The sequence below is a fragment of the Microbacterium maritypicum MF109 genome, from assembly GCF_000455825.1.
GTDB classification, from domain to species: domain Bacteria; phylum Actinomycetota; class Actinomycetes; order Actinomycetales; family Microbacteriaceae; genus Microbacterium; species Microbacterium maritypicum_A.
On the sequence record NZ_ATAO01000195.1, the window covers coordinates 171,008 to 197,245 of the forward strand.

General features: G+C 69.7%; 24 protein-coding genes. 17 read left to right on the forward strand and 7 right to left on the reverse strand.

The features are described from left to right. The 9 genes from L687_RS33600 to L687_RS33640 all read left to right on the forward strand — a co-directional run bounded on the left by L687_RS33600 (position 1) and on the right by L687_RS33640 (position 10,447). Positions 1-1,242, forward strand: coding sequence for an ABC transporter substrate-binding protein (locus L687_RS33600; protein ID WP_021200217.1), 1,242 nt, complete (start codon positions 1-3; stop codon positions 1,240-1,242). Positions 1,243-1,317: 75 nt separating this feature from the next. Next, positions 1,318-2,223 (forward strand): carbohydrate ABC transporter permease, encoded by a 906-nt coding sequence (locus L687_RS33605; RefSeq protein ID WP_021200218.1) that lies wholly within the window; start codon positions 1,318-1,320, stop codon positions 2,221-2,223. Beyond that, entirely contained in the window at positions 2,220-3,125 is a 906-nt protein-coding gene (locus tag L687_RS33610; protein ID WP_021200219.1) for a carbohydrate ABC transporter permease, read from the forward strand. Before L687_RS33605 ends, L687_RS33610 begins: the two co-directional genes overlap by 4 nt. Before the next feature lie 19 nt (positions 3,126-3,144). Next, positions 3,145-4,179 carry an NAD-dependent epimerase/dehydratase family protein gene (locus tag L687_RS33615; RefSeq protein ID WP_021200220.1) on the forward strand — a complete coding sequence of 345 codons (1,035 nt, stop codon included), beginning with the start codon at positions 3,145-3,147 and terminating at the stop codon, positions 4,177-4,179. Further along, a complete protein-coding gene (locus L687_RS33620) occupies positions 4,179-5,240 on the forward strand; it encodes a dihydrodipicolinate synthase family protein (RefSeq protein ID WP_021200221.1) in 1,062 nt (353 codons plus the stop codon). Before L687_RS33615 ends, L687_RS33620 begins: the two co-directional genes overlap by 1 nt. 32 nt (positions 5,241-5,272) lie before the next feature. Continuing rightward, positions 5,273-6,274, forward strand: a complete 1,002-nt coding sequence (locus tag L687_RS33625; protein ID WP_021200222.1) for a hydroxyacid dehydrogenase — start codon at positions 5,273-5,275, stop codon at positions 6,272-6,274. After that, entirely contained in the window at positions 6,271-7,245 is a 975-nt protein-coding gene (locus L687_RS33630) for a hypothetical protein (RefSeq protein WP_021200223.1), read from the forward strand. Before L687_RS33625 ends, L687_RS33630 begins: the two co-directional genes overlap by 4 nt. Beyond that, positions 7,242-8,162 carry a GNAT family N-acetyltransferase gene (locus tag L687_RS33635; RefSeq protein ID WP_021200224.1) on the forward strand — a complete coding sequence of 307 codons (921 nt, stop codon included), beginning with the start codon at positions 7,242-7,244 and terminating at the stop codon, positions 8,160-8,162. The genes L687_RS33630 and L687_RS33635 overlap by 4 nt, the downstream gene beginning before the upstream one ends. Before the next feature lie 107 nt (positions 8,163-8,269). After that, a complete protein-coding gene (locus tag L687_RS33640) occupies positions 8,270-10,447 on the forward strand; it encodes a hypothetical protein (protein WP_021200225.1) in 2,178 nt (725 codons plus the stop codon). 151 nt (positions 10,448-10,598) lie between these two features. Here L687_RS33640 and L687_RS33645 read toward each other — a convergent pair whose 3' ends face one another. The 4 genes from L687_RS33645 to L687_RS33660 form a co-directional block, all read right to left on the reverse strand. Next, positions 10,599-11,585, reverse strand: a complete 987-nt coding sequence (locus tag L687_RS33645) for a zinc-binding alcohol dehydrogenase family protein (protein WP_021200226.1) — start codon at positions 11,583-11,585, stop codon at positions 10,599-10,601. Beyond that, positions 11,582-12,025, reverse strand: a complete 444-nt coding sequence (locus L687_RS33650; protein WP_021200227.1) for a MarR family winged helix-turn-helix transcriptional regulator — start codon at positions 12,023-12,025, stop codon at positions 11,582-11,584. Before L687_RS33650 ends, L687_RS33645 begins: the two co-directional genes overlap by 4 nt. Before the next feature lie 144 nt (positions 12,026-12,169). Further along, positions 12,170-13,012, reverse strand: a complete 843-nt coding sequence (locus L687_RS33655; RefSeq protein WP_021200228.1) for an SDR family NAD(P)-dependent oxidoreductase — start codon at positions 13,010-13,012, stop codon at positions 12,170-12,172. Then, positions 13,009-13,671 (reverse strand): GntR family transcriptional regulator, encoded by a 663-nt coding sequence (locus L687_RS33660; RefSeq protein WP_021200229.1) that lies wholly within the window; start codon positions 13,669-13,671, stop codon positions 13,009-13,011. The genes L687_RS33655 and L687_RS33660 overlap by 4 nt, the downstream gene beginning before the upstream one ends. Before the next feature lie 149 nt (positions 13,672-13,820). Between L687_RS33660 and L687_RS33665 the strand changes: the two genes are divergently transcribed. From L687_RS33665 to L687_RS33690, 6 genes are read left to right on the forward strand one after another with little or no spacing between them, the layout of a single operon-like run. Beyond that, positions 13,821-15,185: an MFS transporter gene (locus L687_RS33665; protein ID WP_021200230.1), complete on the forward strand. Its 1,365-nt coding sequence runs from the start codon at positions 13,821-13,823 to the stop codon at positions 15,183-15,185. Further along, positions 15,185-17,368: a hypothetical protein gene (locus L687_RS33670; RefSeq protein ID WP_021200231.1), complete on the forward strand. Its 2,184-nt coding sequence runs from the start codon at positions 15,185-15,187 to the stop codon at positions 17,366-17,368. Before L687_RS33665 ends, L687_RS33670 begins: the two co-directional genes overlap by 1 nt. A gap of 34 nt (positions 17,369-17,402) precedes the next feature. Continuing rightward, positions 17,403-18,794, forward strand: a complete 1,392-nt coding sequence (locus L687_RS33675; RefSeq protein WP_021200232.1) for a hypothetical protein — start codon at positions 17,403-17,405, stop codon at positions 18,792-18,794. Positions 18,795-18,844: 50 nt separating this feature from the next. Continuing rightward, positions 18,845-19,627: an SDR family NAD(P)-dependent oxidoreductase gene (locus L687_RS33680; protein ID WP_021200233.1), complete on the forward strand. Its 783-nt coding sequence runs from the start codon at positions 18,845-18,847 to the stop codon at positions 19,625-19,627. Next, positions 19,624-20,700 carry a mandelate racemase/muconate lactonizing enzyme family protein gene (locus tag L687_RS33685; RefSeq protein ID WP_021200234.1) on the forward strand — a complete coding sequence of 359 codons (1,077 nt, stop codon included), beginning with the start codon at positions 19,624-19,626 and terminating at the stop codon, positions 20,698-20,700. Before L687_RS33680 ends, L687_RS33685 begins: the two co-directional genes overlap by 4 nt. Position 20,701: 1 nt before the next feature. Next, a complete protein-coding gene (locus tag L687_RS33690; RefSeq protein ID WP_031207507.1) occupies positions 20,702-21,538 on the forward strand; it encodes an SDR family NAD(P)-dependent oxidoreductase in 837 nt (278 codons plus the stop codon). Positions 21,539-21,694: 156 nt separating this feature from the next. Here L687_RS33690 and L687_RS33695 read toward each other — a convergent pair whose 3' ends face one another. Continuing rightward, positions 21,695-22,525 (reverse strand): hypothetical protein, encoded by an 831-nt coding sequence (locus L687_RS33695; RefSeq protein ID WP_021200236.1) that lies wholly within the window; start codon positions 22,523-22,525, stop codon positions 21,695-21,697. Positions 22,526-22,642: 117 nt separating this feature from the next. Here L687_RS33695 and dinB point away from each other — a divergent pair, with 117 nt between their 5' ends. Continuing rightward, positions 22,643-23,839, forward strand: coding sequence for a DNA polymerase IV (gene dinB / locus L687_RS33700; protein WP_021200237.1), 1,197 nt, complete (start codon positions 22,643-22,645; stop codon positions 23,837-23,839). Between the two features lie 98 nt (positions 23,840-23,937). Here dinB and L687_RS33705 read toward each other — a convergent pair whose 3' ends face one another. Then, positions 23,938-24,288 carry a nuclear transport factor 2 family protein gene (locus L687_RS33705; RefSeq protein WP_021200238.1) on the reverse strand — a complete coding sequence of 117 codons (351 nt, stop codon included), beginning with the start codon at positions 24,286-24,288 and terminating at the stop codon, positions 23,938-23,940. Beyond that, on the reverse strand, positions 24,281-25,027 hold the full coding sequence (locus tag L687_RS33710; RefSeq protein WP_021200239.1) for an SDR family NAD(P)-dependent oxidoreductase: 747 nt from the start codon (positions 25,025-25,027) through the stop codon (positions 24,281-24,283). Before L687_RS33710 ends, L687_RS33705 begins: the two co-directional genes overlap by 8 nt. Positions 25,028-25,254: 227 nt before the next feature. On the opposite strand from L687_RS33710, the gene L687_RS33715 reads away from it, so the two are divergent. Further along, positions 25,255-26,229 carry a C-terminal binding protein gene (locus tag L687_RS33715; protein ID WP_021200240.1) on the forward strand — a complete coding sequence of 325 codons (975 nt, stop codon included), beginning with the start codon at positions 25,255-25,257 and terminating at the stop codon, positions 26,227-26,229. The last annotated feature ends 9 nt before the right edge of the window (positions 26,230-26,238 follow it).

Below are 26,238 nucleotides of genomic sequence, written 5' to 3' on the forward strand. Positions count from 1 at the left end.
ATGCGCGTCAGCAAGATCACCGGCGTCGTCGCGGGAATCGCGGCCGCCACCCTGTTGGCCGGATGTTCGGCCGGCGGAGGCAACACCGCAGAGGGAGAGCAGGACATCACCGTCTGGCTCTACCCGGTCATCGCCGACGAGGCGGTGCACAAGGACTTCTGGGACTCGACGATCGCCGACTTCGAGAAGCAGAACGAGAACATCAACGTGAAGTACGAGATCTTCCCGTGGGCGAACCGCGACGAGGCTCTCCAGACCGCGATCGCGGCCGGCAAGGGGCCCGACGTGGTCTACCTGATCCCCGACCAGCTCGCGGCGTACCAGAAGTCGATCGCCCCGCTCAACGACCTGCTGAGCACGGAGCGTCAGGACGACCTGCTGCCCAACGTGAAGAAGTCGGTCACGCTCGACGGCGACATCCTCGGAGCCCCGATCCTCACCAGCGCGCAGCCGCTCATCTGCAACGCCGCCGCGTTCGAGGCCGCGGGCGTCACCGAGTACCCCGAGACCTGGGACGACGTCACCGCGATGGCCCCCCGGTTCACCGAGAAGGGCATGTACGCCCTGAACTACCCGGCATCCGCGGAGAACACCCTCAACCTCACCTACTACCCGCTGCTGTGGCAGGCCGGTGGCGAGGTCTACACGAAGGACGGCGACGTCGGCTTCGACAGCAAGGAAGGCGTGCAGGCGCTCACCTTCCTCACCGACCTGGCCGAGGCGGGTGCTCTCGACCCCGAGGCGCTCACCACCAACGTCCCGCTCGAGCAGACCGCCGTCGCCCAGGGCAAGGTCGCGTGCACGTGGAACAACGCGGTCAACGAGGTCGTGCCCTTCTGGGGCGAGGAGAACGTCAAGGTCATGGCGCCGCTGACCGAGAAGGAGTCCGTGGCCTACGGCACGGTCGGATCGCTCTCGGTGCTCAAGGGCTCCAAGGCGCAGGACGCGGCGGCGAAGTTCGTCGAGTACGCCACCGGCGCCGACGTCGTCGAGCCGTACCTCAAGGCCGCCGGCTACTTCTCCGCACTCAGCACCACCGAGCCGCTGTACGCGGACGACCCGCTGCTCGGCGAGGTCGAGAAGTATGTTCCCGACACCACGGTCGGCGAGCTCAACGCCTCGTCCCGTGCGCTGATGGGCGTGCTCGCCCCGGAGATCCAGGCAGCGCTCCTCGGCGACAAGTCGCCGGAGGACGCGTTGAAGGATGCCGCGACCGCCGCGGCGCCGCTGGTCAAGAAGTAACACCTCGGGGGCGTGCGGAGCCCGAACTCCGCACGCCCCCGCACCCCTTCACTCCCCCCACGTGAGGTACCACTGATGACGACGGCAACCACGGCGAAGAAGCCCGCAGGGCGAGTCACGCGGGTGCTCGCACGACGAGAGGCGCGGATCGCGTTCCTGTTCGTGCTCCCCGCCTTCCTCCTGTTCATCGCCTTCCGCTTCGGCCCGAGCATCGCCGGAGTCGCGCTGAGCTTCTTCGACTACGACATCACCGGTGAGATCTCGTGGCGGGGTCTCGACCACTTCCAGCGCATGATCGCCGACCCGCTGTTCTGGCGGGCGATGGGCACCACGCTCATCTACACGGTGTGCGCCGTGCCGATCGCGCTGGTGCTCTCGACCGTGATGGCCCTCGGCGTGCGTCGGGCCTTCCGCGGCGCACGCTTCTTCCGCTCGATCTTCTTCCTCCCCGTCATCACCTCGCTCGTGCTGGCCGGGTCGATCTTCGTCTGGATCTTCTCCGCGAACGGACCCTGGTCGGCGCTGATGGCGCCCCTCGGTCTCGGCGGATCCTGGCTCGGCAGCACCGTCCTGGTGATCCCCGCGATCGTCGTCGTCGGCGTCTGGTCGCGATTCGGCTACGGGATGATGATCCTCATCGCCGCGCTGCAGGACGTGCCGCGCGAGCTCGAAGAGGCGGCGCTGATGGACGGCGCCAACGCCTGGCAGCGCTTCCGCTACGTGATCCTCCCGGTGCTGCGGCCGACGTTCTTCTTCCTGGCGGTGATCGAGACGACCGCCGCGTTCCAGGTGTTCGACGTCATCTACGTGATGACCCAGGGCGGGCCGGCGAACGCCAGCTACTCGCTCGTCTACATGCTCTACGACCAGGGCTTCCGCTACTTCGACTACGGCTACGCGGCCGCGATCGGTGTGGCCCTGTTCGTCATGACCCTCGTCGTCGCGCTCATCCAGCGCCTGGTGATCGGAAAGCAGAAATGACCGCTCTGTTGCAGCCGCCGACCCAGACCCCGGCGACGCCGCCGAAGACGTCGACGAAGCAGCGCCGCGCCTACCGCGCGCTGCAGCCCACCGGCTGGGGGATCGTGGGGCGATGGATCTGGCTGAGCCTGGCCGGCATCCTCAGCTTCTTCCCCTTCTACGCGATGGTCGTGCTGAGCCTGAAGCCCGGCATGGTCGTCGAGCTCCCGGGTTCCCTGCTGCCTTTCCAGGACATCTCGTTCGACGCCTACGAGCAGGTGCTCGCCGGGCAGAACATCCTCGGCTGGCTCGGCAACACCCTCATCTACTCGCTCGTCTCGGTCGTCGCGGTGCTGTTCCTCTCGGCGCTCGCCGGCTACGCGTTCGCCAAGAAGCGCTTCCGCGGCAAGGAGGTGATGTTCTGGTCGTTCCTCGCGATGGTGATGGTGCCGTTCCATGTCACCCTCATCCCGACGTTCATCCTGATGGCGAACCTCGGTGGCGTCGACACGTACTGGGGCCTGATCCTGCCGTCGCTCGCGAACGCACAGGCCGTGTTCCTGATGCGGCAGTTCATCCAGGGGCTGCCGGACGAGTTGTTCGAGGCCGCACGCATCGACGGCGCCGGGGAGTTCCGCATCTTCCTGCGGATCGTGCTGCCGCTGTGCAAGCCGATCCTGGCGACGCTCGGCATCTTCGTCTTCCTGTGGCACTGGAACGACTTCCTGTGGCCGCTCATCATCGCGAAGTCCAACGCGATGTTCACACTCACCGTCGGCATCTCGTCGCTGCAGCAGCAGAACGTGCCGCTGAGCACCATGCTCGCCGGATCCGTCGTGGCACTGCTGCCCATCTTCCTCGCGTACCTCATCGCTCAGCGGTACGTGCAGGAGGGCGTGGCCGGTACGGGCATCAAGGGCTGAGAAGAAGGGAAAGCACCACATGACTCAGCACCAGTTCACTTCCGAGGCGGAACTCGAGGAGGCGCTCGCGACACCGAGCGCCGCGCTGATCGCCGATCTCGCACGCGGTGCGGGCGACCTCGTGATCCTCGGCGCCGGCGGCAAGATGGGTCCGACCCTGGCGATGCTCGCGCGCCGCGGGATGGATGCCGCCGGACGCCAGGGCGACACGGTCTACGCCGTCTCCCGCTTCGGAGACGCCGCGATCCGCGAGCGCCTGGAGAGCGCCGGGGTGAAGGTCGTCCCGTTCGACCTGATCGAGAACGACGACTTCGCATCCCTCCCGGATGCCCCGAACGTGGTGTTCATGGTCGGTGCGAAGTTCGGCGCCGCGACCAACGCGTCGTGGGCGTGGGAAGTCAACGCCGCGCTGCCCGACCGCGTCGCCCGCCGCTACCGCGACAGCGCGATCTCGGTGCTCTCGACCGGCAACGTCTACCCGTTCCTTCCTGCGGCTTCGGGTGGAGCGTCTGAAGAGGTGCAGCCCGCACCCATCGGCGAGTATGCGCAGTCGTGCCTGGGACGTGAGCGCGTCTTCGAGTTCGGGGCGCAGGAGCGCGGCACCAGGGTCGCGATCATCCGCCTGAACTACGCCGTCGACCTGCGCTACGGCGTGCTCGCCGACATCGGCAGCGCCGTGCATGCGGGACAGCCCGTGTCGGTCGCCACCGCCAACGTCAACGTGATCTGGCAGGGTTACGCGAACGAGGTCGTGCTGCGCAGCCTCGTGCACGCCTCGACCGACCCCTTCACGATCAACCTCACCGGCCCGGAGCTGCTGAGCGTGGAATCGATCGCCCGTCGCTTCGGCACCCTGTTCGACCGCGAGGTCGAGATCGTCGACGAGCCGCAGCCCACCGCGCTGCTCAGCGACGCCCGCCGGTGCATGGCGCTGTTCGGATACCCGGCGGTCTCCGCCGAGACCCTGATCGGCCTCCAGGCCGACTGGATCGAGAAGGAGCTGCCGATGATCGCCAAGCCGACCAAGTGGGCCGTGCGGGACGGGAAGTTCTGATGACCGTTCCCCCTCTGCGCCCGGAGGCCGCGGCGACCCTCGCCCGTGGCGCCGTGATCCCGGCGCATCCGCTCGCCCTCACCGCCGAGCGACGCATCGACGAACGCCGTCAGCGCGCGCTCACCCGCTACTACCTCGACGCCGGGGCCGGAGGCATCGCGGTCGGGGTGCACACGACTCAGTTCGAGATCCGCGATCCGGAGCACGCCCTGTTCGAACCGGTCCTCGCGCTCGCCGCGGAGGAGCTGGATGCCCGCGCGGATGCCGACGTGGTGCGCATCGCCGGTGTCGCCGGTGGCACGACCCAGGCGGTCGCCGAAGCGGAGCTCGCCCGCGACCTGGGCTACGACGCCGTGCTCGTGAGCCCTCGCGTCGCCGGTGCCGACGAGCGGGCTCTGCTCGAACGCGCCCGCGCGGTGGGCGAGGTGCTGCCGGTGGTCGGCTTCTACCTGCAGACGGCGATCGGCGGACCTGTGCTCGATCGCGACTTCTGGCGCGAGTTCGCCTCGATCCCGGCCGTCGTCGCCGTCAAGGCCGCTCCCTTCGACCGCTACCGCACGCTGGAGCTGGTGCGCGGGGTCGCCGCCTCCGGCCGTGCCGACGAGATCGCTCTCTACACCGGCAACGACGACGCGATCGTGGCCGACCTGCTCTCCGAGTTCCACGTGGATTCGCCGACCGGTCCGCGCACCCTGCGGTTCGTCGGTGGGCTGCTCGGCCAGTGGGCCGTGGGCACACGTGCCGCCGTCTCGCTGCTCGAACGCGCGCAGCGGGCGATGGGGGGAGACGAGGACGCCTACCGCGAGCTGGGCCTCATCGCCTCCGACATGGTCGACGTGAACCAGGCGGTGTTCGATCCGGGCAACGATTTCCACGGCGTCATCGCCGGCGTGCACGAGATGCTCCGCCAGCAGGGGCTGCTCGATGGCACCTGGTGCCTCGACCCCGCCGAGGGTCTCTCGCCGGGGCAGGCGGAGGAGATCGCACGGGTGCGTCTCGCGTATCCCGATCTGAACGACGACGCCTTCATCGCCGCGAACCTCGAGACCTGGTTGAGGTGAGTGTTGCGGTGAGTGTCGAGATGAGCGTGGGCATGAGTGCGCCGACCGTGGTCGCGGTCGTCTCGGAGGAGCTCTTCACGGAGTTCTTCTCCGACGCGGATGCCGAACGCCTGCGTGCGGTCGCCGCGGGTCTGGGCGGCGGGTTCGCACGGGTCGATCGACTCGCAGAGGCAGAGCTCGGCGCCGCACGCGTCGTGATCACGAGCTGGGGCGTCGGCCCCTTCGACGCGGCCGTGCTCGCGGCGCTGCCGAAGCTCGAGCTGATCGCGCACACCGGTGCGACGATCAAGCCCTTCGCGACCGATGAGCTGTTCGACCGCGGTGTCGTCGTGACCCAGGCGGGTGCGGGCATGGCGCGGCCGGTCGCCGAGGTGTCGCTCACCTTCACGCTCGCCCTGCTGCACCGGGTGCCCGAGATGCACAACGCCCTGCGCGCCGGCGACGGCTGGTACGACGCGGATGCCGTGGGCGTGCAGCGCGAGATCCTCGGCACCCCCATCGCGGTGATCGGGGCGTCCCGCACCGGGCGGGCCTACCTCGAACTGATCCGGGTGCTCGGCGCCGAGCCGCTGTTGGTCGACCCGACAATCGATGCGGAGGCGGCCACCGCTCTCGGAGCCGCACTCGTCCCGCTCGACGAGGCACTCCAGCGTGCCCAGATCGTCGCGGTGCATGCCCCCACCCTGCCCGAGACCCACCACCTGATCGGTCGGCGGGAGCTCGCGCTGATGCCCCACGGCGCGGGGCTCGTGAACACCGCGCGCTCCTGGATCGTCGATGAGGCGGCGCTGATCGACGAGCTGCAGCGGGGACGGCTGAGCGCCGCGATCGACGTGTTCGACGAGGAGCCGCTCGCCGCGGACAGCCCGTTCCGCGCGCTTCCCGGGGTGCTGGTCACCCCGCACCGAGCCGCGGGGACGACCCAGGGACGACGGCGTCAGGGGCGGATCGTCGCCGACGAGGTCGAGGCCTTCGCCGCGGGGCGTCCCCTCGCGCACGCCGTCTCCCGCGACCAGCTGTCGTCGATGGCATGACCGGCACGCCGCTGCGCGTGGCCTTCGCCGGACTCGCGCACTCGCACCCCTACAGCGACGCCGCGAACGTTCGCGCGCTCGGTGCCGAAGTCGTCGGGGTGCACGATGCGGATGCGGGGGCGGCCGAGGAGTTCGCCCTGCGTTTCGGTGGCGCGGCGGTGGCCTCGCTCGATCTGCTGACGGCGCTGCGTCCCGACCTGGTCATCGCGACACCGCGCCCGCACGATGTCCGGGGCTTTCTGCACCTGCTCGGCAGCGGAGACGCTCCGGTGTTCGTGAACAAGGTGATCGCCCCCACCGGGGCTCGACTCGCCGAGATCGACCGCGTGCTGACGGCATCGTCGGCCCCCGTCGGCACGAGCTCCGTCCTGCGCTTCGCTCCGGCGCTCGTCGCGCTGGCCGGGCAGATCGGGGGCGAGGATGTGCTCGCGCTCCGCGTGCACGCACAGCACGACAATGCCGCCTTCCAACTGCCGGACCGGGCGTGGCAGGACGACCCGCGGCGCGGCGGCGGTACGGCCGTGACGGTCGGGGTGCACGCCTGGGAGATGGTCGATGTGCTGCTGCCCGGGGCGGCTCTCGTCTCGGGGTCCGGCTGGACGCGCACGCGCCCCGGATCGACGAGCGCGTCGGAGGATGCTGCGGGCATCGAGGGTCTGCTGCGGGTTCCCGGCGCGGAGCGCGAAGTGCCGGTGCAGGTGCTCGTCACGGGGACGCCGGGCGCGGATGCGTACGGAGCGGAGGTGGTGACGGCCGCCGGTATCCGTTCGGTCTCGCTCGACGTGGACGGCGATCAGGACGCGGTGGGCGATCAGGGTGAGGGGCCGAACGAGACGCTGGGGTTCCGTGACCTGATCCACGCGTTGCTCGATGCGGCACAGCGCGGGGCGACCGTGGCTCCCTGGGGCGAGTCGCGGGTGGTCGTGGCGAACACGATCCGCGCGGCCGAGATCGCCCGGAGCGACGCATGAGTGCACCGATCATCCGTGCGGCTCGGGCCGAGGATCAGACCGCGCTCACCGCGCTGTGGGCGCAGGCGTTCACGCCGCCGCTCGCCCCCGACCAGTGGCTCATCGATCAGGAGCGGCTCGCGCACACACTCGTCGCCGAGGACGATGACGGCCTGTGCGGTTCGATATACGGTCTGCCCAAGCAGCTGCGCGAGTCCGATGGCGTCGCCGAGGTGCACGCGATCGGCAGCGTCGCGGTGGCCGAGCGGGCGCGAGGACAGGGCCTCGCCCGTCGACTCGTGGCGGCGACCCTGCAGACGGGCGGCGACGCCGACTGGGCATTGCTGTTCACCGGCACCCCGGAGGTGTATCGGTCCAGCGGCTTCGACACCTTCTCCATGGCGCGCACTCTGGCCGGCTCCTGGACGGCACCCGTGTCGGCCGGGACCGATGCGCGAGTCGAGCGCGCGACCGTCGGACTCGGGAGCTTCCGCCCGCTGTGCGAGGTCTACGAGTGCTCACGTGCGGGCAGGGTCGTGCTCGCCCCGGTGCGTGGTGACCGCGACAGGGCGATGGCGGAGGTGCGGATGCGGGGTGCGACGCTGTACTGCCGGACCGAGGGGTCGACGGTGCTCGGCTACGCGGTCGCCGAGCGTCGCGGCGGGATCGGCACGCTCCTGGAGAGCGCTGTGCTCCCGGGAATGGACGGCGACGAGGTGCGCGATGAGCTGCTCTCCGCCATCGCCGTCGACTGGCACTCCGCCGGGGTGACATCGTGCGAGCTCGCCGTTCCCGCCCTGCCGGAGGAGGATCGCGCGCTCCGCGCCTTTGCCCCCGAGGCTGTGCGGCAGGACGACCGCACCGGGATGATCCGTGCGCTGCGGCGTGCGCCGCGGCTCGACGGCATCCGCCATTTCACGGCGGGCGACTACTTCTGAGCGCCTCGCTCGGAGAAGCGCTGGGGACGGGGGATCGATCGGATGATGCGGCCCGGCCGAAGGACCGGACGCCTGACCGCGGCGATGACGCCGCAAGGAGGATGAGCATGACCCAGAAGATGAGCACGACCCAGAAGGAGACGGCCGCTCTCGAGAGCCCGACCGCGACCCTGCGCAGCAGGCGCATGCTGCTCGCCGGCTTCGGCGCGGCGGCGATCGGAGGCGTGGCGGCCGTCAGCGCGCAGACTCCGGCGCAGGCTGCCGGCCCCATCGTGACGCAGGGCGATTCGGGATCGTCGTCGGTGGCGAACGGCGGCACGGCGACCACGCTCGTGAAGCGCAAGGGCAAGGACGGTGATCTGGTCCGCACGACCGGTTACGCCGCAGCCGGCGACGGGGGTGCCGGGCTGTACCGCTTCGTGAAGAAGGACGCTCCGGCGGCGAACGGCGGCACCGTGCTGGCGGCCCCGAAGGGCGGAGCGTGGCTGCTCGTGCACGGCGGGATCGTGGACTTCCGGGTGTTCGGGATCATGGATGCGAGCGTGAACGCCGACGACGCCCTCGACGCCATGGTGAACGACGCGAGCATCCACCGCATCGAGGGGCACAGCCCCCTCAACTTCGTGCGCCGCCACAGGTTCTCACGGTCGAACATCGCCTTCGACTTCGGGGGACACCTCATGACCACGGTCGGCATCGAGAACGCCGGCAAAGACGATCCGTTCGCGGCGGTCATGTTCTTCCGCGGCGAGGTGACCGATGCGGTGCAGGAGGCGAAGCTCGGCGAGGTGGTGCCGGATCTCGGCGACATCTTCCCGGTCGCCGATTCGTCGTTCTTCGCTGTCGGCGAGTGGTACGCGGCAGAGGTGAACGCGCTGTCGGGTCGTTGGGAGCGCGAGCTGCAGCGCATGGTGCAGGTCACGCAGATCGTGGACGGCACGCACATCCGCATCAACTACAAGAACGGCTGGCCGCTGGGCAAGGACCGCACGATGACCTGGCGCCGGGTCGTGCCGGTGCAGGACGTGACGGTGTCGAACCTGAAGTTCCTCGGCACCGGTACCGACGAGTACACGGGATCGCACCCGCTGGCGTTCGAGTACGCGGTGCGCTGCGACGTCGACCACATCGACGGCACGGGGACCTTCTGGCCGCTCATCCAGCGCCGGTGGAACACCTACTATTCGACCGTGAGCTGCACGCTCAAGAACCCGACCTCGGTCACCTGGGGTGGGGCCGGCTACCTGACGCAGCAGATCTACTGCCTCTACGGATACGTCGCCAACTGCCACACCGCGAACGCCCGGCACCTGAACGACTTCACCGCGAGCGCCTACTGCCTGGTCGAGAACTGCCACGGCGACGGTGACGACCAGGGTCCGTTCGTCACCCACGGGCAGTACGAGCACGACCTCACGTACACCGGCAATTCCGGTCTCATGACGTTCGCGAACTCCGGTGCGGCCTGGGGCTCGGCGGCCAAGCGCATCACGGTGCGCAAGCACGTGTGCTCGTGGTTCGTCGCCCGTGTGCGCATCACCGACCTCACGCTCGAAGACGTGCAGGTGATCGGCAAGCCCTCGCTCGCCGGCTCCGGCATGCTGTGGATCAACGCCGACGGCGCGCAGCTGCGCGGGTGCACGGCATCCGACACCCTCGTGATCACGCAGGCGTCCGACAATTCCGCACGGCCGACGGTGATCGCCGACTCGCACTTCACGTTCGTCGCGCCGGGAGAACTCACCAACGCCACGGTGAAGACACCCGTCACGTTCGTCGACACGGTGCTCGACCGGGTCGGCGGCATGAAGATCGCGGGAGCCGGAGCGGTCACGTTCCGGGGATCGACGCTCATGGCGGCTGATGACGCCGCGCCGATGGTGTCGTCGTCGGAGCGTCTGCGATTCGAGGGATCGACACTCCGCAACGCCCGTATCGCCGCGGCCAGAGGAGAGCGGCAGGCCGTCGAGATCGCGGGATCGGACGTGGCGGTCAAGGGCGGCACCGGCATCTCCCGGACCGGCGACGGCGAGCTGCATCTGACGCTCTCCGACAGCACCTTCCGCGCGGAGGGGGCGGCGACGCACGTCGCGGTCACGAAGGGCGCGACTCACTACCGCGCGGTCGGCAACCGCTTCGAGGGCGGGGCGCTGGAGCTGGCGGACGCCGCGTTCGGCGGCTCGTCCACGTTGGTGCACACCGGCAACGTCGAGTCGGGCGTCACGCGCACGGCCTTCCCCGCCGAGGGCCCGCGCGTCGTCGACACGGCGAACCTCAGGGTCTGAGCCGGGCGCGCTTCCTGGCGCGAGTGCCGCGGATGCCGCCGAGCGCACGGGATGCTGCCGAGTGCACGGCTTCTCGACGTGAAGAAGCCGTGCGCTCGGTGAGCACCCGTGCACTCGGCGGGGTGTGGGGCGTGGGGCGTGGGGCGTGGGGTCAGAGGCCGGTGACGACGACCAGCTTGCCGACGGCGGTGCCCTGTTCCATCGCGGTGTGCGCCTCGGCGATCTGGTCGAAGGCATAGACGCGGTCGATCGGCACGGTGGCCTCGCCGGCCGCGACCGCATCGAGGAAGCCCTGGAGCACAGCCGGCGGCAGGTCGGCCGCGCCTCCGCCGTACGCGCTGAGGCGCACGCCGCGGGGGATGTACTCGATGGGGTAGAAGTCCTTCACGGTCCACTCGTTCGAGAGCATCCCGGTGAAGCAGACCACGCCGTGCACGCGGGTCGAGCGGAGGGTGTCCGGCAGGGTCGGCGTGCCGACCAGCTCGAGAGCCGTGTCCACGCCCTCGGGCAGGATCGCTCTGACCTGCGCCTGCACGTCGCCGTCGTCGATGAGCACGTGGTCGACGCCGATGCGGGTGAGCGCCTCGGCCTTGCGGGGGTTGCGTGTGGTCGAGAAGACCGTCATCCCGCGCTGCTTCGCGAGCACCGCGGTCGCCATCCCGATCGACGAGGTGCCGCCGCGGATCAGGATCGACTGGCCCGGCTGGGCGTCGAGCCCCACGGTGAGCGACCCGTACGAGGTCTGCAGCATCTCGGGCAGGGCGCCGAGGGTGCCCCAGTCGAGGTCGCTCTCGAAAGCGATCACCTGGGTCGCGGGAACGCAGGTGTACTCCGCGTATCCGCCGTCGTACGCGCGTCCCATCCCGCCCATCACCGCCACGACCTGCTGGCCGGGGGTGAATTCGCCCCCGGGCGCCTCGACGACGACTCCGGTCGCCTCGATGCCGAGCACGCGGGGAAAGGTGACGCCCTCCGCCAGGCCGAGTCGGGTGTGGAGTTCGGAGCGGTTCAAGCCGAATGCCTTCACCTGGATCAGCACCCAGCCCTCACTCGGTGTCGGGATCGGCAGCTCGCGGATGGTGAGGGCCTCAACGGGGCCGGGTGCGTCGAGCACGATCGCGCGCATCATCTCGGTCATGGGGTGACTCCTGTCGTCGGTATGGGCTTGCGCACCCGAAGGGTGGCGAGAGTGGTGGCGAAGTGCTGAAGGTCGTCGGCGGAGACGCTCTGGAACCACGGCTCCAGTTCTCTGCCGAAGGTCTGGGTCGCGATCGTCAACATGTCCTCGCCCGCCGGCGTGAGCGTGATGAACGAGGCCCGTCGGTCGTCGGGGTTCGGTGTGCGCTCGCAATAGCCCGCTGCTTCGATGCGAGCGACCAGCTTGCTGGTGCCGCCCTCGGTGATCGAGAGCTCGGTCGCGATGTCGGAGGCCCGGCAGTTCTCGATCCGGGCGATGGCCCGCATGGGCTCGAACCAGCTCAGCGGCAGGGAATGCTCGGCGCGGAGACGTCGGTCGACCGCCTCCCAGATCTCCATCTCGAAGCGGATCACATCATCAAAGAGTCGATGCAGGTCCACGGCGCATCCTTTCCACGAGCACTGACTTACTTTCCATGGCAAGTATATGGGCGATTCGGTGGACCGGGCGCGAGAAGGGCGAATCTCACCTGCGGGGGAGGCGGCGGGAGAGGTGCCGGAGCGAGGCGGCGGGAGGAGGAGGGACTAGGTGGAGGAGATGCCGACGAGCTCGGCGCTGCGCTGCCAGAGCGCCTCGGCCAGGGCCGCGTCATCCACCTGCGGATTGACCTTCGCGGTCAGCTGACGCTCGTCGTAGTAAGCGCCGGAGAACCATGTCTCATCGGGGGTGCCCTCGATGAACCAGCGCAGGGTCGCGCCACCCTTGTCGGCACCGATGAGCATGAGGTGCTTGAGCGGTGTGCGGTAGAGCAGGCGCATGATGCTCGACGAGTCCGAAGCGAAGTTCGTCTGCACGGTGCCGGGGTGGAACGCGACCGCACTCAGCCCGTCGGCGTGGAACTTCGTGTGCAGGCTCTTGGCGAACAGCACGTTCGCGAGCTTCGCATCGCCGTAGGCCTTGTTCGCGCTGAAGCGGCGGTGATTGTCGAGGTCGTCCACATCGAGGTGGCCGAACAGGCGGTGCGCGATGCTGGAGGTGTTGATGACCGCGCCCTCGGCCTTCAACAGCTGAGGCCGCAACAGGTTCGTGAGCAGGAACGGCGCCAGGTGGTTGACCTGCATGGTCTTCTCGAAGCCGTCGACCGTGGGGGTCTGATCGCCGAAGATGCCACCGGCGTTGTTCGCCAGCACGTGGATGCCGCCGTCGCCGACGCCCTCCACGATCCTCGTGGCGAGCGCCCGCACGTCGTCGAGGCGTGCGAAGTCGGCGGTGAACCACGCAGCGCCCGTCTCCGCGGCGACCGCACGGGTCTTCTCCTCCGAGCGTCCCACCAGGATGAGCCGATGCGGGGACGACGCGAGCTGGCGGGCGGCTGCCGCGCCGATCCCGTCGGAGGCTCCGGTGAGGACGATCGTGCGCGCGGTCACGGGGTGTCCGCGTCGGTCGACGGGGTGATGCGCTCGACCGCCCTGGTCACGTGCGCGGCGATCACGGCCTGCGCCTGCTCCGGGTCACCGCTCGCGATGGCATCGACGATCTGTTGGTGGCTGCGCACATGCTCTTCCTGCTCGGCAGGGTCGAGAGCGGCGTTGGCGGCATGCAGGAAACCGGTGATGCGTCCGCGCAGCTGGCCGCTCAACTCGTCGAGGAAGCGGTGCTCGGCGAGGTCGGCGAGCGTCTCGTGGAACAGGCGGTCCTGGCGCAGCACCTCGTCGATGTCGCCGGGTGCCGCATCCGCCATCGCCTGGATGATGGCACCGAGTCGGGCGGCGGATTCCTCGTTCCACCGCTCCTGCACGCGGATCGCCATGAACTGCTCGAGCACGATCCGCAGGCTCGAGATCTCCTGGAGGTCTTGTGCGCTCAGCTGGGCGACGCGGGCGCCGCGGCGGGGCTCCCGGGTGATGAGGCGCTCCTCGGCGAGACGGGTCAGTGCCTCGCGTACCGGGATGTGGCTGACGCCCAGCCGGTCGGCGAGCTTGCGTTCGACGAGGCGCTCACCGGGGGCGAGTTCTCCGGAATGGATGGCCGCACGCAGCTCGTCTGCGACCTGTTCGGCGATGTTCTGATCCGAGACGCTGCGCATTCGGTGCCCTTCTCGATCCGCGGTTCCGTCTCGTCGAGCGGGCGCGCATTCGTTCGCTCGATGCTATGGCATTTTCCGGATGAGTGGACACGGCGAGGGTTTTGCTAGATGCTATAGCAAGCCAGTCCATCGATGACGAAGGAGTTGTCATGTCCGGGAACGGAATCGCCCCCGATACGCGCACGTCAGAGGAGGTCGGGGCCTCCGCCATGAAGAAGGCGATCTGGCGCCTCGGCCCGTTCCTCGGGCTGCTCTATCTCGTCGCCTACATGGACCGCAACAACGCGGGCTTCGCCAAGCTGGAGATGACGGCGGCGCTGCAGATCACCGAAGCGGCCTTCGGATTCGCCGCCGGCATCTTCTTCATCGGGTACCTGCTGTTCGAAGTGCCGAGCAATCTCCTGCTCGAGCGCTTCGGTGCGCGCAAGTGGATCGCGCGCATCATGGTCTCCTGGGGTCTGGTCGCCGCCCTGACGGCCTTCGTGCAGGATGCGACCCAGTTCGCCATCGCACGCTTCGTGCTGGGCATCGCCGAAGCCGGCTTCTTCCCCGGAGTGCTCCTGTACCTCACGCTCTGGTTCCCGCGGCAGTACCGCACGCAGGTGCTCGCGGTGTTCGTCTTGTCGAACCCGATCGCGAACGCGGTCGCGGCACCGCTGTCGGGCTGGATGCTCGAACTGCACGGGATGTGGGGCCTCGACGGCTGGCAGCTGGTCTTCCTGCTGCAGGGCATCCCCGCGGTGATCCTCGCCTTCGTCGTCTTCTTCTGGCTGCCCGACCGCCCGCAGGACGCCCGCTGGCTCGACCCGACCGAACAGCGGTGGATCAACGACACCCTGGCCGCCGAGACCGCGGCCACCGAGCAGAAGCACGGGCGGCTGCGCCTGCGCGAGGTGTTCAGCAACGGGCGTCTGTGGACCCTGATCGTGCTCTTCTTCGGCGTCGTGTTCGGCGCGTACGGGCTGGGCATGTGGCTGCCGACGATCGTGAAGAGCATGGGCGACTTCTCCAACTCCACCACCGGATGGCTCGTCGCCCTGCCGAACCTGTGCGCCGCGCTCGTGATGCTCCCCTGGGAGCGCGCAGCCAGGAAGCAGGGCAACATCCCCCTGCAGATCGGCATCACGCTCACGATCACCGCGCTCTCGCTCATCGCGGCGGTCGCGGCCCAGGGCACGCCGATCCTCGCGCTCGCCGCCCTGTGCGTCGGCATGTCGGCCCTGTTCTCGACGACACCGCTGTTCTGGAGCCTGCCGCCCATGGTGCTCACGGGCACGGCGGCTGCTGCCGGGCTGGCCTTCATCAACTCGGTCGGCAACCTGGCCGGTTTCGCCGGTCCGTATGCGATCGGCTGGATCAGCGAGACCACCGGATCGGCGATCTGGGGTCTGCTCCTCATCGCCGGGCTCACCCTGCTCGGCGCGAGCATCGCGTTCGTGCTGAGTCGACGGGCGGACTTCACGGTTCCGGCCGAGGTGCAGTTGAAAGCGGACGCCACGTCCGGGGTGCGGTGATGTCCCGCGCCGAACTGGATGCGAGTGTGCGATCGACGGGTCGCCGCGCCCTCATGACCGGACTCGGTGCGGTCGCCCTCGGCGCTGCCGGCTCTCTCGCCGGTGCGACGACCGCTCAGGCCGCTCCCGTCGCGGCCGGTGCGAAGGACGTCCTCCGCGCGGAGACGGTCTCCGAGCTGTCCCGGTTGCGGGCACGCGACGGCGAGGTGGCCATCGTCGCCGGCTACCGGACCCCCGGCGACGCCGGGCTGCTCGTCTACGTAGGCTGCGGTGGGGCCGACGTCGCGGCCAACGGCGGCACGGTGATCGCCGGAAAGCGCGGCACCACGTGGCTGCTGCAGCATGACGGCACGGTCGACTTCCGGGTCTTCGGCATCACCGGGCCCGAGACGGCGGCCGATGACGCGCTCGACGCCCTGGTGAACGACCTCCGCGTCCGGCGGATCGAGGCGAGCACCGCTCTGCTCTTCCAGCGGCGGCACCGCTTCACCCGTTCCCACCTCGAGATCGACTTCGGCGGTCATGTCATCACGACGGAGGGCATCGAGGCGAACACCCACGACAACCCGTTCGGTGCGGTGATGTTCTTCACCGGGGTGTCCCGCGACGTCACCGTCGAGCACGCCCTGGCGGAAGCCTGGCCGGAGCTGACGGATGCGGTCGCCGTGCCCGATGCGTCGAAGTTCGCCGTCGACACCTGGTGGGCGGTGCAGTGCGATCCGGTCGCCGGCGGTGGGGCCGATGAGCGCGAGCTTCAGCGATTCGTCCAGGTGACGCAGCAGATCGACGGCACCCACATCCGGATCGATTACCTCAACGGCTGGCCGCTCGACAAGGGGCGAAAGCTCGTCTGGCGGCAGGTGGATCCGGTCGCGGGGGTGCGCATCTCGAACATGCGGTTCCTCGGGGCCGGGCCCTTCGACGGACCGACGGACGGCTCCTTCCCGGACTCTCGCGAGCTCACCGGATCGCACCCGATCGCCTTCGAGTACGCGATCCACTGCGATGTCGCCGACGTGCACGCGAGCCGCACCTGGTGGCCCGTCATCATGCGCAGATGGAACACCCACTTCACGACCGAACGCTGCTCGGTCGAGAACCCGCCCACGGTCTTCTACGGCGGTGCGGGCTATCTCACGCAGCAGATCTACAGCCTGTACGGTCGCGTGAGCGACTGCACGTCGTCGAACGCGCGGCACCTGAACGATCTGACGGCCAGCGCCTACTGCATCGTCGAGAACTGCCACGGAGACGGCGACGATCAGGGCGGGAACCCCTTCACCACGCACGGGCAGTACGAGCACGATCTCACCTTCATCGGCAACTCGGGGCTGATGGACATCGCCAACTCCGGGGCGCAATGGGGCACCGCCGCGAAGCGCATCACGGTGCGCGACCACGTCTGCTCGTGGTTCGTCGCCGGCACGAAGATCAGCGACCTGACGCTCGAGAACGTCCGGGTGATCGGACGATCGACGTTCGATCCGCAGGCGACCATGACGATCAATGCCGACGGGGCTCAGCTGCGCGGCTGCACCGCCGGGCTGCTGGCGATCGGCCAGCGATCGGCGCGATCATCGCGGCCGACGGTGATCGAGGACTGCACCTTCGCCCTCCCGAAGGATCAGGTGCTGATCCAGACGCCGGTCTCGGTGCCCGTCAGCTTCGTGCGATGCACGATCACCGGAATCGACGGGATGAAGGCACGAGGCGCCGGAGCCGTCGAGTTCGTCGACTGCCGGCTGAGCGGTCCGGCAACAGGTGCCCCGGCAGAGCTCGGTGCGTCGAGGGTGACCATCCGGGGCGGCACGGTGCGCGATGTGCAGCTCACCGTGACCGCGGTGCGGGACCAGGCCATCGCTGTCGAGGGGGTCGAGCTGTCGACCGAGCGCACCGACGGCGCTCTGCTGAGCAGGGCCGCCGGTGGGGGCGTCGTGACCTGGCGGGTGGGTGGCGTGACATCGACCGTGCCCAAGGGTGCTGCCCACCTCGACATCGGCGTGGGGGTCAACCACGCTCGCGTCACCGGGAGTCAGTTCGTGGGAGGACGGATGCGGCTGGCCGAGGGCTTCGCCGCACCCTCCACGCTGCTCTACAGCGACGGCGTCGAGCGCGGCGTCGAGGTGACTCTTCCCGAGGCTGGAGCACGTGTGCTGATCGCCGACGTGCTGACGATCGCCTGAGCGGCGGCATCATGGAGAACATGGAGGACCAGGTTTGAACGACACGGCACCGGCCGCACGTCTTGGCGCCCGCATCCGCATCCCCCGCACGCGGGCGCGCATCGGCGTCGCCCGACGCGACATCACGCCGCCGGTCGGCATCCGTGCCAAGAACTGGGGACCCGCCGACTGGGAGCGATCCGAGGGGGCGCATCGTCCGTTCGAGCTGACCGCGCTCGCCGTGATCGCCGCCGACGACCGCCCGCGCGTGCTGCTTGCGGTGGACGGCACCTGGTGGCGTCGCGTCGCGGATGAGCAGGGTGTGCGCGGAACGATCCTCGACGCTCTCGGGCTCGACCCCGATCAGCTGATGCTCTCGCTCTCGCACACCCACGCGGGCGCCGTGCTCTGTGCCGCGGATGCGCATCTGCCGGGGGGAGAGCTGATCCCGGGGTATCTCGAGGCGCTCGCTGCCGCAGGGGTCGCCGCCGGGCGCGAGGCGCTCGACGGTGCGGTCCCCGGGCTGATCGAGTGGACGACCGGCACCTGCTCCCTGGCCGCCGACCGTGAGCTCGACGTCGACGGCCGCCCTCTCGTGGGGTACAACCCGCAGGGCACGGCCGACGACACCGTCACGATCGGGCGCCTCAGTGTCGACGGTGCGGTGCGAGGCACGCTCGTGAACTACGCGTGCCACCCGACCACGCTCGCCTGGCAGAGCCGTGAGGTGTCGCCGGACTACGTCGGGGCGATGCGCGAGGTCATCGAGTCGGCCACGGGGGCGCCCTGCCTGTTCGTGCAGGGGGCATCGGGAGAGTTGGCTCCGCGCGAGCAGTACACCGGCGACGTCGCGGTCGCCGATCGACACGGACGTTCGCTCGGGCACGCGGTGCTCGCGGCGTTGGACGCGCTTCCCGTTCCCGGAGAAGAGCTGACGCTCGACGGCATCGTCGAGTCCGGTGCACCGCTCGCGATCTGGACGGGCCGGACGGCGGAAGGCGGGGAGGATGCGGCGGGTTCGGTCACGAGCGTCGAGCTTCCGCTGCGCGACCTGCCGACGCTCGACGCGCTCGCCGAGGAGTGGAAGGATATCGACCCGCGCTCGCGGGAGGAGCGTCTCGGTCGCGCGCGCAATCTGCGTGACGGATACATCGACGGTCCGACCGTGCAGCACCCTGTCTGGGCCTGGAGGCTCGGCGATGCCGTGATCGTGGGGCATCCGGGTGAGGCGTACTCGCGACTGCAGACCACGCTGCGCGCGCGGTTCCCCGCGACGCCGATCGTGGTGATGAACCTCACGAACGGCCCGGGGTTCGTGTACCTGCCGACGCGCGATGCCTACGACCGCGGGGCGTATCAGGCGTGGCAGACGCCCCTGGCGCCGGGCGCGCTCGACCTGCTCGAGACGCATGCGGTGGCGGTCGTGGCGGAGCTGCTCGACCACTGACGGCGCCCCCGATACACTTGCTATAGCAAAACTCGAACCTGAGGAGAGCAATGACCGCCCCCACCCCTGCCGGCTCCGTCGCCGTCGTCACCGGAGGATCCGCCGGGATCGGATGGGAGATCGGCCAGCGCCTCGCCGCAGACGGCTACCTCGTCGTCGCCGCCGACCGGGTGCCGGGCCTCACCGCCGGCGACAACCCGGCCGACAACCCGGCCGGCATCCTGTGGCGCGAGCTCGATGTCACCGATCATGCCGGCGTCGACCGTGTGTTCGGAGAGATCGAAGCCGAGCTCGGGCCGATCGAGGTGCTCGTCAACAACGCCGGCATCCAGCGTCATCGCGGCATCGAAGACCTCAGTTGGGACGAATGGTCGGCCGTGGTCGACGTCAACCTGCACGGGGTGTTCTCGGCGCTGCAGGCGGCGGGGAAGCGGATGCTGGAGCGCGGCGATGGGCGCATCGTCAACATCTCCTCCATCTCGTCGCGCGGCTCGGCCGGTCGTGCGCCCTACGCCACGACCAAGGCCGCGGTGATCGGACTGACCTCGACCGCGGGTGCCGAGTGGGCGTCGCGCGGCGTGCGGGTCAACGCGGTCGCGCCCGGCTACGTCGACACCGGCGTCTTCCGTCAGGGTGTCGAAGCGGGCACCCTCAGCCTCGACACGATCCTGTCGCGCATCCCCGCGAAGCGCCTGGCCGAGGCGAGCGAGATCGCCGCCGCGGTCAGCTTCCTCGTCTCCGACGAGTCGCGCTACATGAACGGACAGACCCTCTACGTCGACGGCGGCTTCATGGTCGACTACGGTGTGCCGCTGGCGAAGAAGCCCGAATGAGCGCGATCGCCCGCATCGACACGGCCACGGCCGTGCTGCCGCTCCCGGCACCGTTGCACCTGGGGGCGATGACGGTGACCCGCCGCGAGTACAGCGCCGTGCAGGCGACGGCTGACGACGGCACGACCGGGATGGCCTATTGCCTCTCGCGGGAGGCGCCGATGGCCGAGATCGTCGACCGCCTCGTCGCCGTGCACGCGATGGGTGCGGATGCCGACGACCCCGCGGCGACCTGGGAGCGGATGCTGCGCGGCAGCGCGATCGTCGGACGGGTGGGCCTGGTGCGGCGCGCGATCGGGCTCGTCGACATCGCGCTGTGGGACATCGCCGCGCGTCGTGCGGGCGTGCCGCTGTGGACGCTGCTCGGCACGGGTGACGCCCCGCGGGAGTCGATGCTCGTCGCCGCGTACCCGTCTGCCGAGCGGACTCCCCGCGAGGTGGCCGATGAGGTTCTCGCGCAGGCGGAGGGCTGGACGAATGTGAAGATCTCCCGCATTCCGGATCCGGCATATATGCGTGAACTGCTCGCCCTGCTGAACGCCGAGCTTCCCGATGCGACCGGTCTGGTCGTGGACGTGGGCTTCGGCTGGCCGGACGCCGACACCGCGCTGGCCGAGATCGCGCAGTGGGGTGACCCGCGCCTCGCGTGGGTGGAAGACCCCCTGCTCCCCGAAGACGCCGAGGGGGTCGCGCGCATCCGCCGGGAGTCGGGACTCCCCGTGTCCGTGGGCGATGAGGTCACCGACCCCGCCGTTTTGAAGGCGCTGGTCGATGTCGGCGGCGTCGACGTGCTGCGACTCGACGTCGTCGCGATCGGCGGCGTCACCCCTGCCCGCGAGATAATCGCGTGGGCAGCAGAACGTGGCGTGCCGGTGTCGGGGCACGTCTATCCTGAGGTCACCGCGCACCTGGGCATCGGTGTGGAGACGTTCGCCCGAGGGAGCAACCCGTACGACCCCGCGCCGTCGTTCATCCTCGGCGGTCCGTCGTTCGACGGCAGGGTGCGGCCGACGGGCGCGGCGGGCCTCGGCTTCGTGCTCGACCCCACCGTCTTCCGATTCGAGAGGGACTGAGATGACAGACTCCCCGCGCAGTTCTGTGGACCGCAACTCTGTGGACCGCAATGCCGTGCAGCGCAGCGTGGTCGTGACCGGTAGCGGCAAGGGCATCGGTCGCGCCATCGCCGAACGTCTCACCGCCGACGGGTGGATCGTGGTCGGGCTCGAGCGTTCGCCCGGATCCGGCACGGTCGAAGACGGCATCGTGGCCGAGGTCGTGCTCGGCGATGCCGCCGATCGCACGGCGCACGAGCGTGCCGCCGCTGCTGCCCGCGCCCGAGCGTCCCTCGCCGGCTGGGTGAACAACGCCGGCATCACCAAGCGCACACCGCTGCACGAGATCGACGAGGCCACGGTGCGCGAGGTGCTCGACATCAACGGTTTCGGCTACATCTGGGGCTGCTCGACCGCCGTCTCGGCCTTCGTCGACCAGGGTGTACCGGGCGCGATCGTGAACATCGGCTCGATCCACGGCCGCGCGTCCTTCACAGACCACGCGGCCTACGAGTTCACCAAGGGCGGCATCGACGCCCTCACCCGCAGCGTGGCCGTGTCGTACGGGGCCCTCGGTATCCGCGCCAACACCGTCGCTCCTGGTGGCGTGCGCACCCCGCACCTCGAAGCCCAGATCGCGCGCGCGGCCGACCCCGAGGCCGAAGAGCGTGCGCTCGCGGAGGGGCCGCCGATGGGGCGCATCGCCCGCGCCGAAGAGGTGGCGTCCATCACGGCGTTCCTCCTGTCGGATGAGGCTCCGTACCTGTCGGGTCAGTCCATCGCGGTCGACGGGGCGTGGACGGCATCCTTCGGGGATATCGCGCTCGACCCGGGGTTGCGGGAGCGCTTCGACGCCTGAGGCACCTCGATAGGTGCAGGGGCACGCGAGCAGGCATCTCCGGCGCTCGGCACGGGCGGAGAACTCTGTCCCGGGCGGAAGATCTGCGCAGGATTCTCCTCCCGACACCGGGTCTTCCTCCCATCGGGGTGTGCCCCCGACGCGAACGTGGCCTCGTCACCGCAGGTACGCGTCTACGAACAGCGCCCCGCGGATGGCCCGCAGCTCGTCGATGATCCGGGCGATGCTCTTCGCGCTCACCGACGACAGCGCCAGGTCGTGCGGACCGAGGGGTTCGAGCTTCCCGGTGCGGATGCGGATGACCTCCCAGCCCGCGGCACGGAGGGCGCGGTCTTTGCGCAGATCGGCATCTTGCCGCTTGCCGACGTGCTCGAGTCCGTGGCGACCGACGGTGTCGTATTCGAGTGCGACCCGCAGCTCCGGAAACACGATGTCGGGCCAGACCTCGGTGTGGCGGAAGAACGGGCGCGACACTTTCACGGCGTTCACGGCCGGGTCGAAGTCGATCACCGCCCCGAGCTCCGTTCGTAGGCGGCCCTCCACGGCGGATGCGGGCTTCGGGGCGCACTCGCTGACGAACGCGGAGCCTGTGGGAAGGTCGGGCGTCGTCGCGCAGAGCGCGGGGGCTGGGCGACGGGGTTTACGGGGGAGGGCGCGGGCTTCGCCGAGCACGACCGGCTGCGGACGGGCGAGCGCAGAGCACTCGGGGCACCATGCAGAGCGCCGCCGCACCTGTCCAGGACGCTCGCGCTGCTCGGTCGGGGTGGCGGCGAACCGATGCCCGACCGCGCATTCCCAGCACAGGAACACGTCGGCGGCGAGGGGGATCTGCGACAGGACGATGCCGTGGTTCAGTTCCGGGTGGTACTGCCGGATGAGCTCGGGATATGCCGCCCACCCGGCGCGATAGGTGCCCACCTCATACGGGACAGCGCGACCGCGGGAGAACTGCCGTCGCGCCCACCACTGATTCACCGGTTCCGGCACGCGCCGACGATATCCGTGAGCACCGACACCGCAATATCCCGGGCGAGAGGGCGAAGTCACCACCCATCCCGGTGTCCCCGGTCCGTGCGACGATCCGCACGTCGACAGGAGAACGGGATGCGTGGGGAAGCGACGGTGCTGCACGCCGACCTCGATGCGTTCTACGCCTCGGTCGAGCAGCGTGATGCGCCCGAACTGCGCGGCCGACCTGTCATCGTGGGCGGCGGAGTCGTGCTGGCAGCGAGCTACGAGGCGAAGGCCCGCGGAGTCCGCACCGCGATGGGCGGCCGGCAGGCGCGGGAGCTCTGCCCGGATGCTGTGATCGTTCCGCCGCGCATGGAGGCATACTCGGCCGCCAGCAAAGACGTGTTCGCCATCTTCCGCGACACCACCCCGCTCGTGGAGGGGCTGTCGATCGACGAGGCGTTCCTCGAAGTCGGGGGTCTGAGGCGGATCGCCGGCAGCCCCGAGCAGATCGCGGCACGGCTGCGCGAACGCGTGCGTGCCGAGGCGGGACTCGCGATCTCGGTCGGGGTCGCGCGCACCAAGTTCCTCGCCAAGGTCGCCAGTGCCGTGAGCAAGCCCGACGGGCTGCTGGTCGTCGAGCCCGAACGCGAGGAGGAGTTCCTGCTTCCCCTCCCGGTCGAGCGCCTGTGGGGTGTGGGGGCGGTCACGGCCGAGAAGCTGCACCGCTACGGTATCCGCACGGTCGGAGAGCTGGCCGAGCTCGAGGCCGCGACAGCCGAGCGCATGCTGGGCAAGGCGACGGGGGCGCACGTGCACGCGCTCGCTCGTCTACGGGATCCGCGGCCGGTCGACACCACCCGCCGCCGCGGGTCGATCGGCTCGCAGCGTGCTCTCGGCACCCGTCCTCGCTCGGCGGAGGAACTAGACCTCATCCTCACCCAGATCGTCGACCGGCTCGGTCGCCGACTCCGCGATGGCGACCGTGTCTGCCGCACCGTCGTGCTGCGTCTGCGCTTCGGCGACTTCTCGAAGGCCACCCGCTCCCGCTCACTCCGCGCTCCTACCGACCGCACCGCCGTGCTGCTCACCCTCGCACGCACGCTGCTCGCCGCGGCGCAGAGCGAGATCACCGACCGCGGCATCACCTTGATCGGCATCTCGCTGTCGCAGCTCGACCGCGCCGATCGCGTGCAGCCCGAACTGCCGATCGACTGGGGCGATGAAGCCCGCCTCGACACCGTGCTCGACACCCTGCGCGACCGCTACGGTTCGACTTCGGTGTCGCGGGCGGCTCAGCTGGGTCGTGATCCGGGCTGGTCGTCCCCGATCCTGCCCGAGCACGAGTGAGCCGCACCGCGTGGGGAGGACAACTCCCTGTCGGGAGGACTCCTCAGCAGGAAAGCTCCTCCCCACAGGGAGATCTCCTCCCGGGAAGCTGTCGCGCCTCAGGCCTTGAGCATCGACGCCCGAGCGATCAGCCCGTCGACGACGTCGAACGTCGCGATGGTCTCGGTCGCGACGCCCGCGTTGATGACCTGCTCCTGCGCGACGACCCACCGGGTGCCGAACAGCACGCTGGTCTCGATGACGCACGACAGTTCGGGGTTCTGCAGCCGAGGCTCGTAGAACGCGCGGATCGCGGCCGATCCGGCCACGGGCTCGGGCGCGACGCCGGTGATCACGGCATCCTCGGCATAGGTCGCGACGAACGCGTCGAGGTCGTGTGCGTTGAACGCGTCGAGCTGCGCCTGGACGGTGTCGAGTGCGGTGCGGTCGAGTGCGGTGCGGTCAGTCAATGCGTACTCCTCCGTTGACGTCGTAGGTGGCGCCGGTGATGAACCGGGCGCGCTCCGACGCGAGTGATGCGATGATCCAGGCGACGTCTTCCGGCTGTCCGAACGCGCCGAGTGGGATGCCGGCTTCGAGCTTCTCGCGCCCCGCGCCCTGCAGCTGGTCGGTGATCGCGCTCGCGACCGGTCCGGGGGTGACGGCGTTGACGCGGATGCCCTCGGACGCGAGGTGCCGCGCGAAGCTGCGGGTGATCGCGAGGATCGCGCCCTTGCTCGCGGCGTAGTGGATGCCGGTCTGCAGCGCGCCGACCTGGCCGGCGATCGAGGCGATGTTGATCACCGAGCGGTCGCCCTCGGCGGCCCGGAGCAGCGGGAGAGCGCCGCGAGTCAGGAAGAAGGTACCGCGAGCGTTGGTCTCGAGGACCATGTCCCACTCATCGAACTCGATGTCGTCGTACGGGGTGTACGGGCAGACGCCGCCATTGTTGACGAGCACGTGGAGCGATCCCCACGCGTCCGTGATCTCACCGACCAGCGCGTCGATCGACTCGCGCTCGCGCAGGTCGAGGCGCGACACGTGCACCTCGGGCGCCCCAGCCGCACGGCATTCGTCGGCGACGCGGAGGGCCTCCGCCTCGCGTCCGGCATACGTGATCCAGAGGGCGGCACCCTCGCGGGCGAGTTCGAGGGCGGCGGCCGTCCCGATACCGGAACTGGCCCCCGTGATCAGTGCGCGACGAGTCATGGGGTCGATGCTATAGCAAATCTTGCGCCTGTCGAGCAGGCGTGCCCAGAGCGCCGAGGCGAAAACGGAGACCACTCGCGTCGCCTGCGGCGTGTTGTAGCGAGGCGCGCCCGAGCCGGAGCAGTTCGTCTGGGTTTTCGCACGCGCCCCCGCGCCCCGCGCCCCGAGCCCCGCGCCCCGCGCCTGGAGGGGTGCAGCCGCTTGCTAGATGCTATAGCATCGCATCCATGACCGCGCCATTCATCCTCGTCAGCGACTGCGACCTGCCGGGAACCGTCATCGAAGACACCCTCCGACAGGCGGGGCTGCGTGCCGAGCGCGCAGCTTCCGGCAGCCTCGACGACATCGCCGCTCACGGCGCCGACGCCGAAGGACTGGTCGTGCAGTGGGCGCAGATCAGCGGCGAGGTGATGGACCGCATGCCGAACCTCCGCATCATCAGCCGCGTCGGCATCGGCTACGACATGGTCGACGTCGAGGCGGCCACCGCCCGCGGCATCGCCGTCGCGAACACCCCGAGCTACTGCATCGAAGAGGTCGCCGCGCACACCATCGCGATGATCATGACCCAGGGCCGCGGCCTCCCCGCCTACGACCGCGCCGTGCGCGCCGGCACGTGGAAGGCCGTCGACGCCCGCCCGCTCGCCGTGCGCCCCTCGGCCACCACGGTCTCGGTGCTCGGCTTCGGCCGCATCGGCTCGATGGTGGCCCGCGGTTGCCGCGCGCTGGGGTTCCGCGTGCTCGTCGCCGACCCGTACGCCTCCGGCGACGCGGTGCGCGAGGCTGACTGTGAACTCGTCGAGATCCCGGATGCCGTGGCGCAGGCCGACATCCTCACCCTCCACGTCCCGCTGAGCGACGACACCCGCCACCTGATCGATGCCGCTGCGCTCGCGACCATGAAGCCGGGAGCGGTCGTGGTGAACACCTGCCGAGGTCCGCTCATCGACGAGGGGGCGCTCGCCGCCTCACTCCGCTCCGGACACCTGGGAGCCGCCGCCCTCGACGTGTTCGCGGGGGAGCCGCTCGCCGCCGACTCCCCGCTGCGCGATCTCGACAGCGTGCTGCTCACCCCGCACGCCGCCTGGTACTCGCCCGAGGCGCTGGCGGATCTTCCCGTGCACGCGGCCGAGAACATCATCCGGTACCTGGCCGGGGAATCCGTGCCGATCGTCAACCCGACCTACGCCGACGCGCGCTGACCGAAGGAT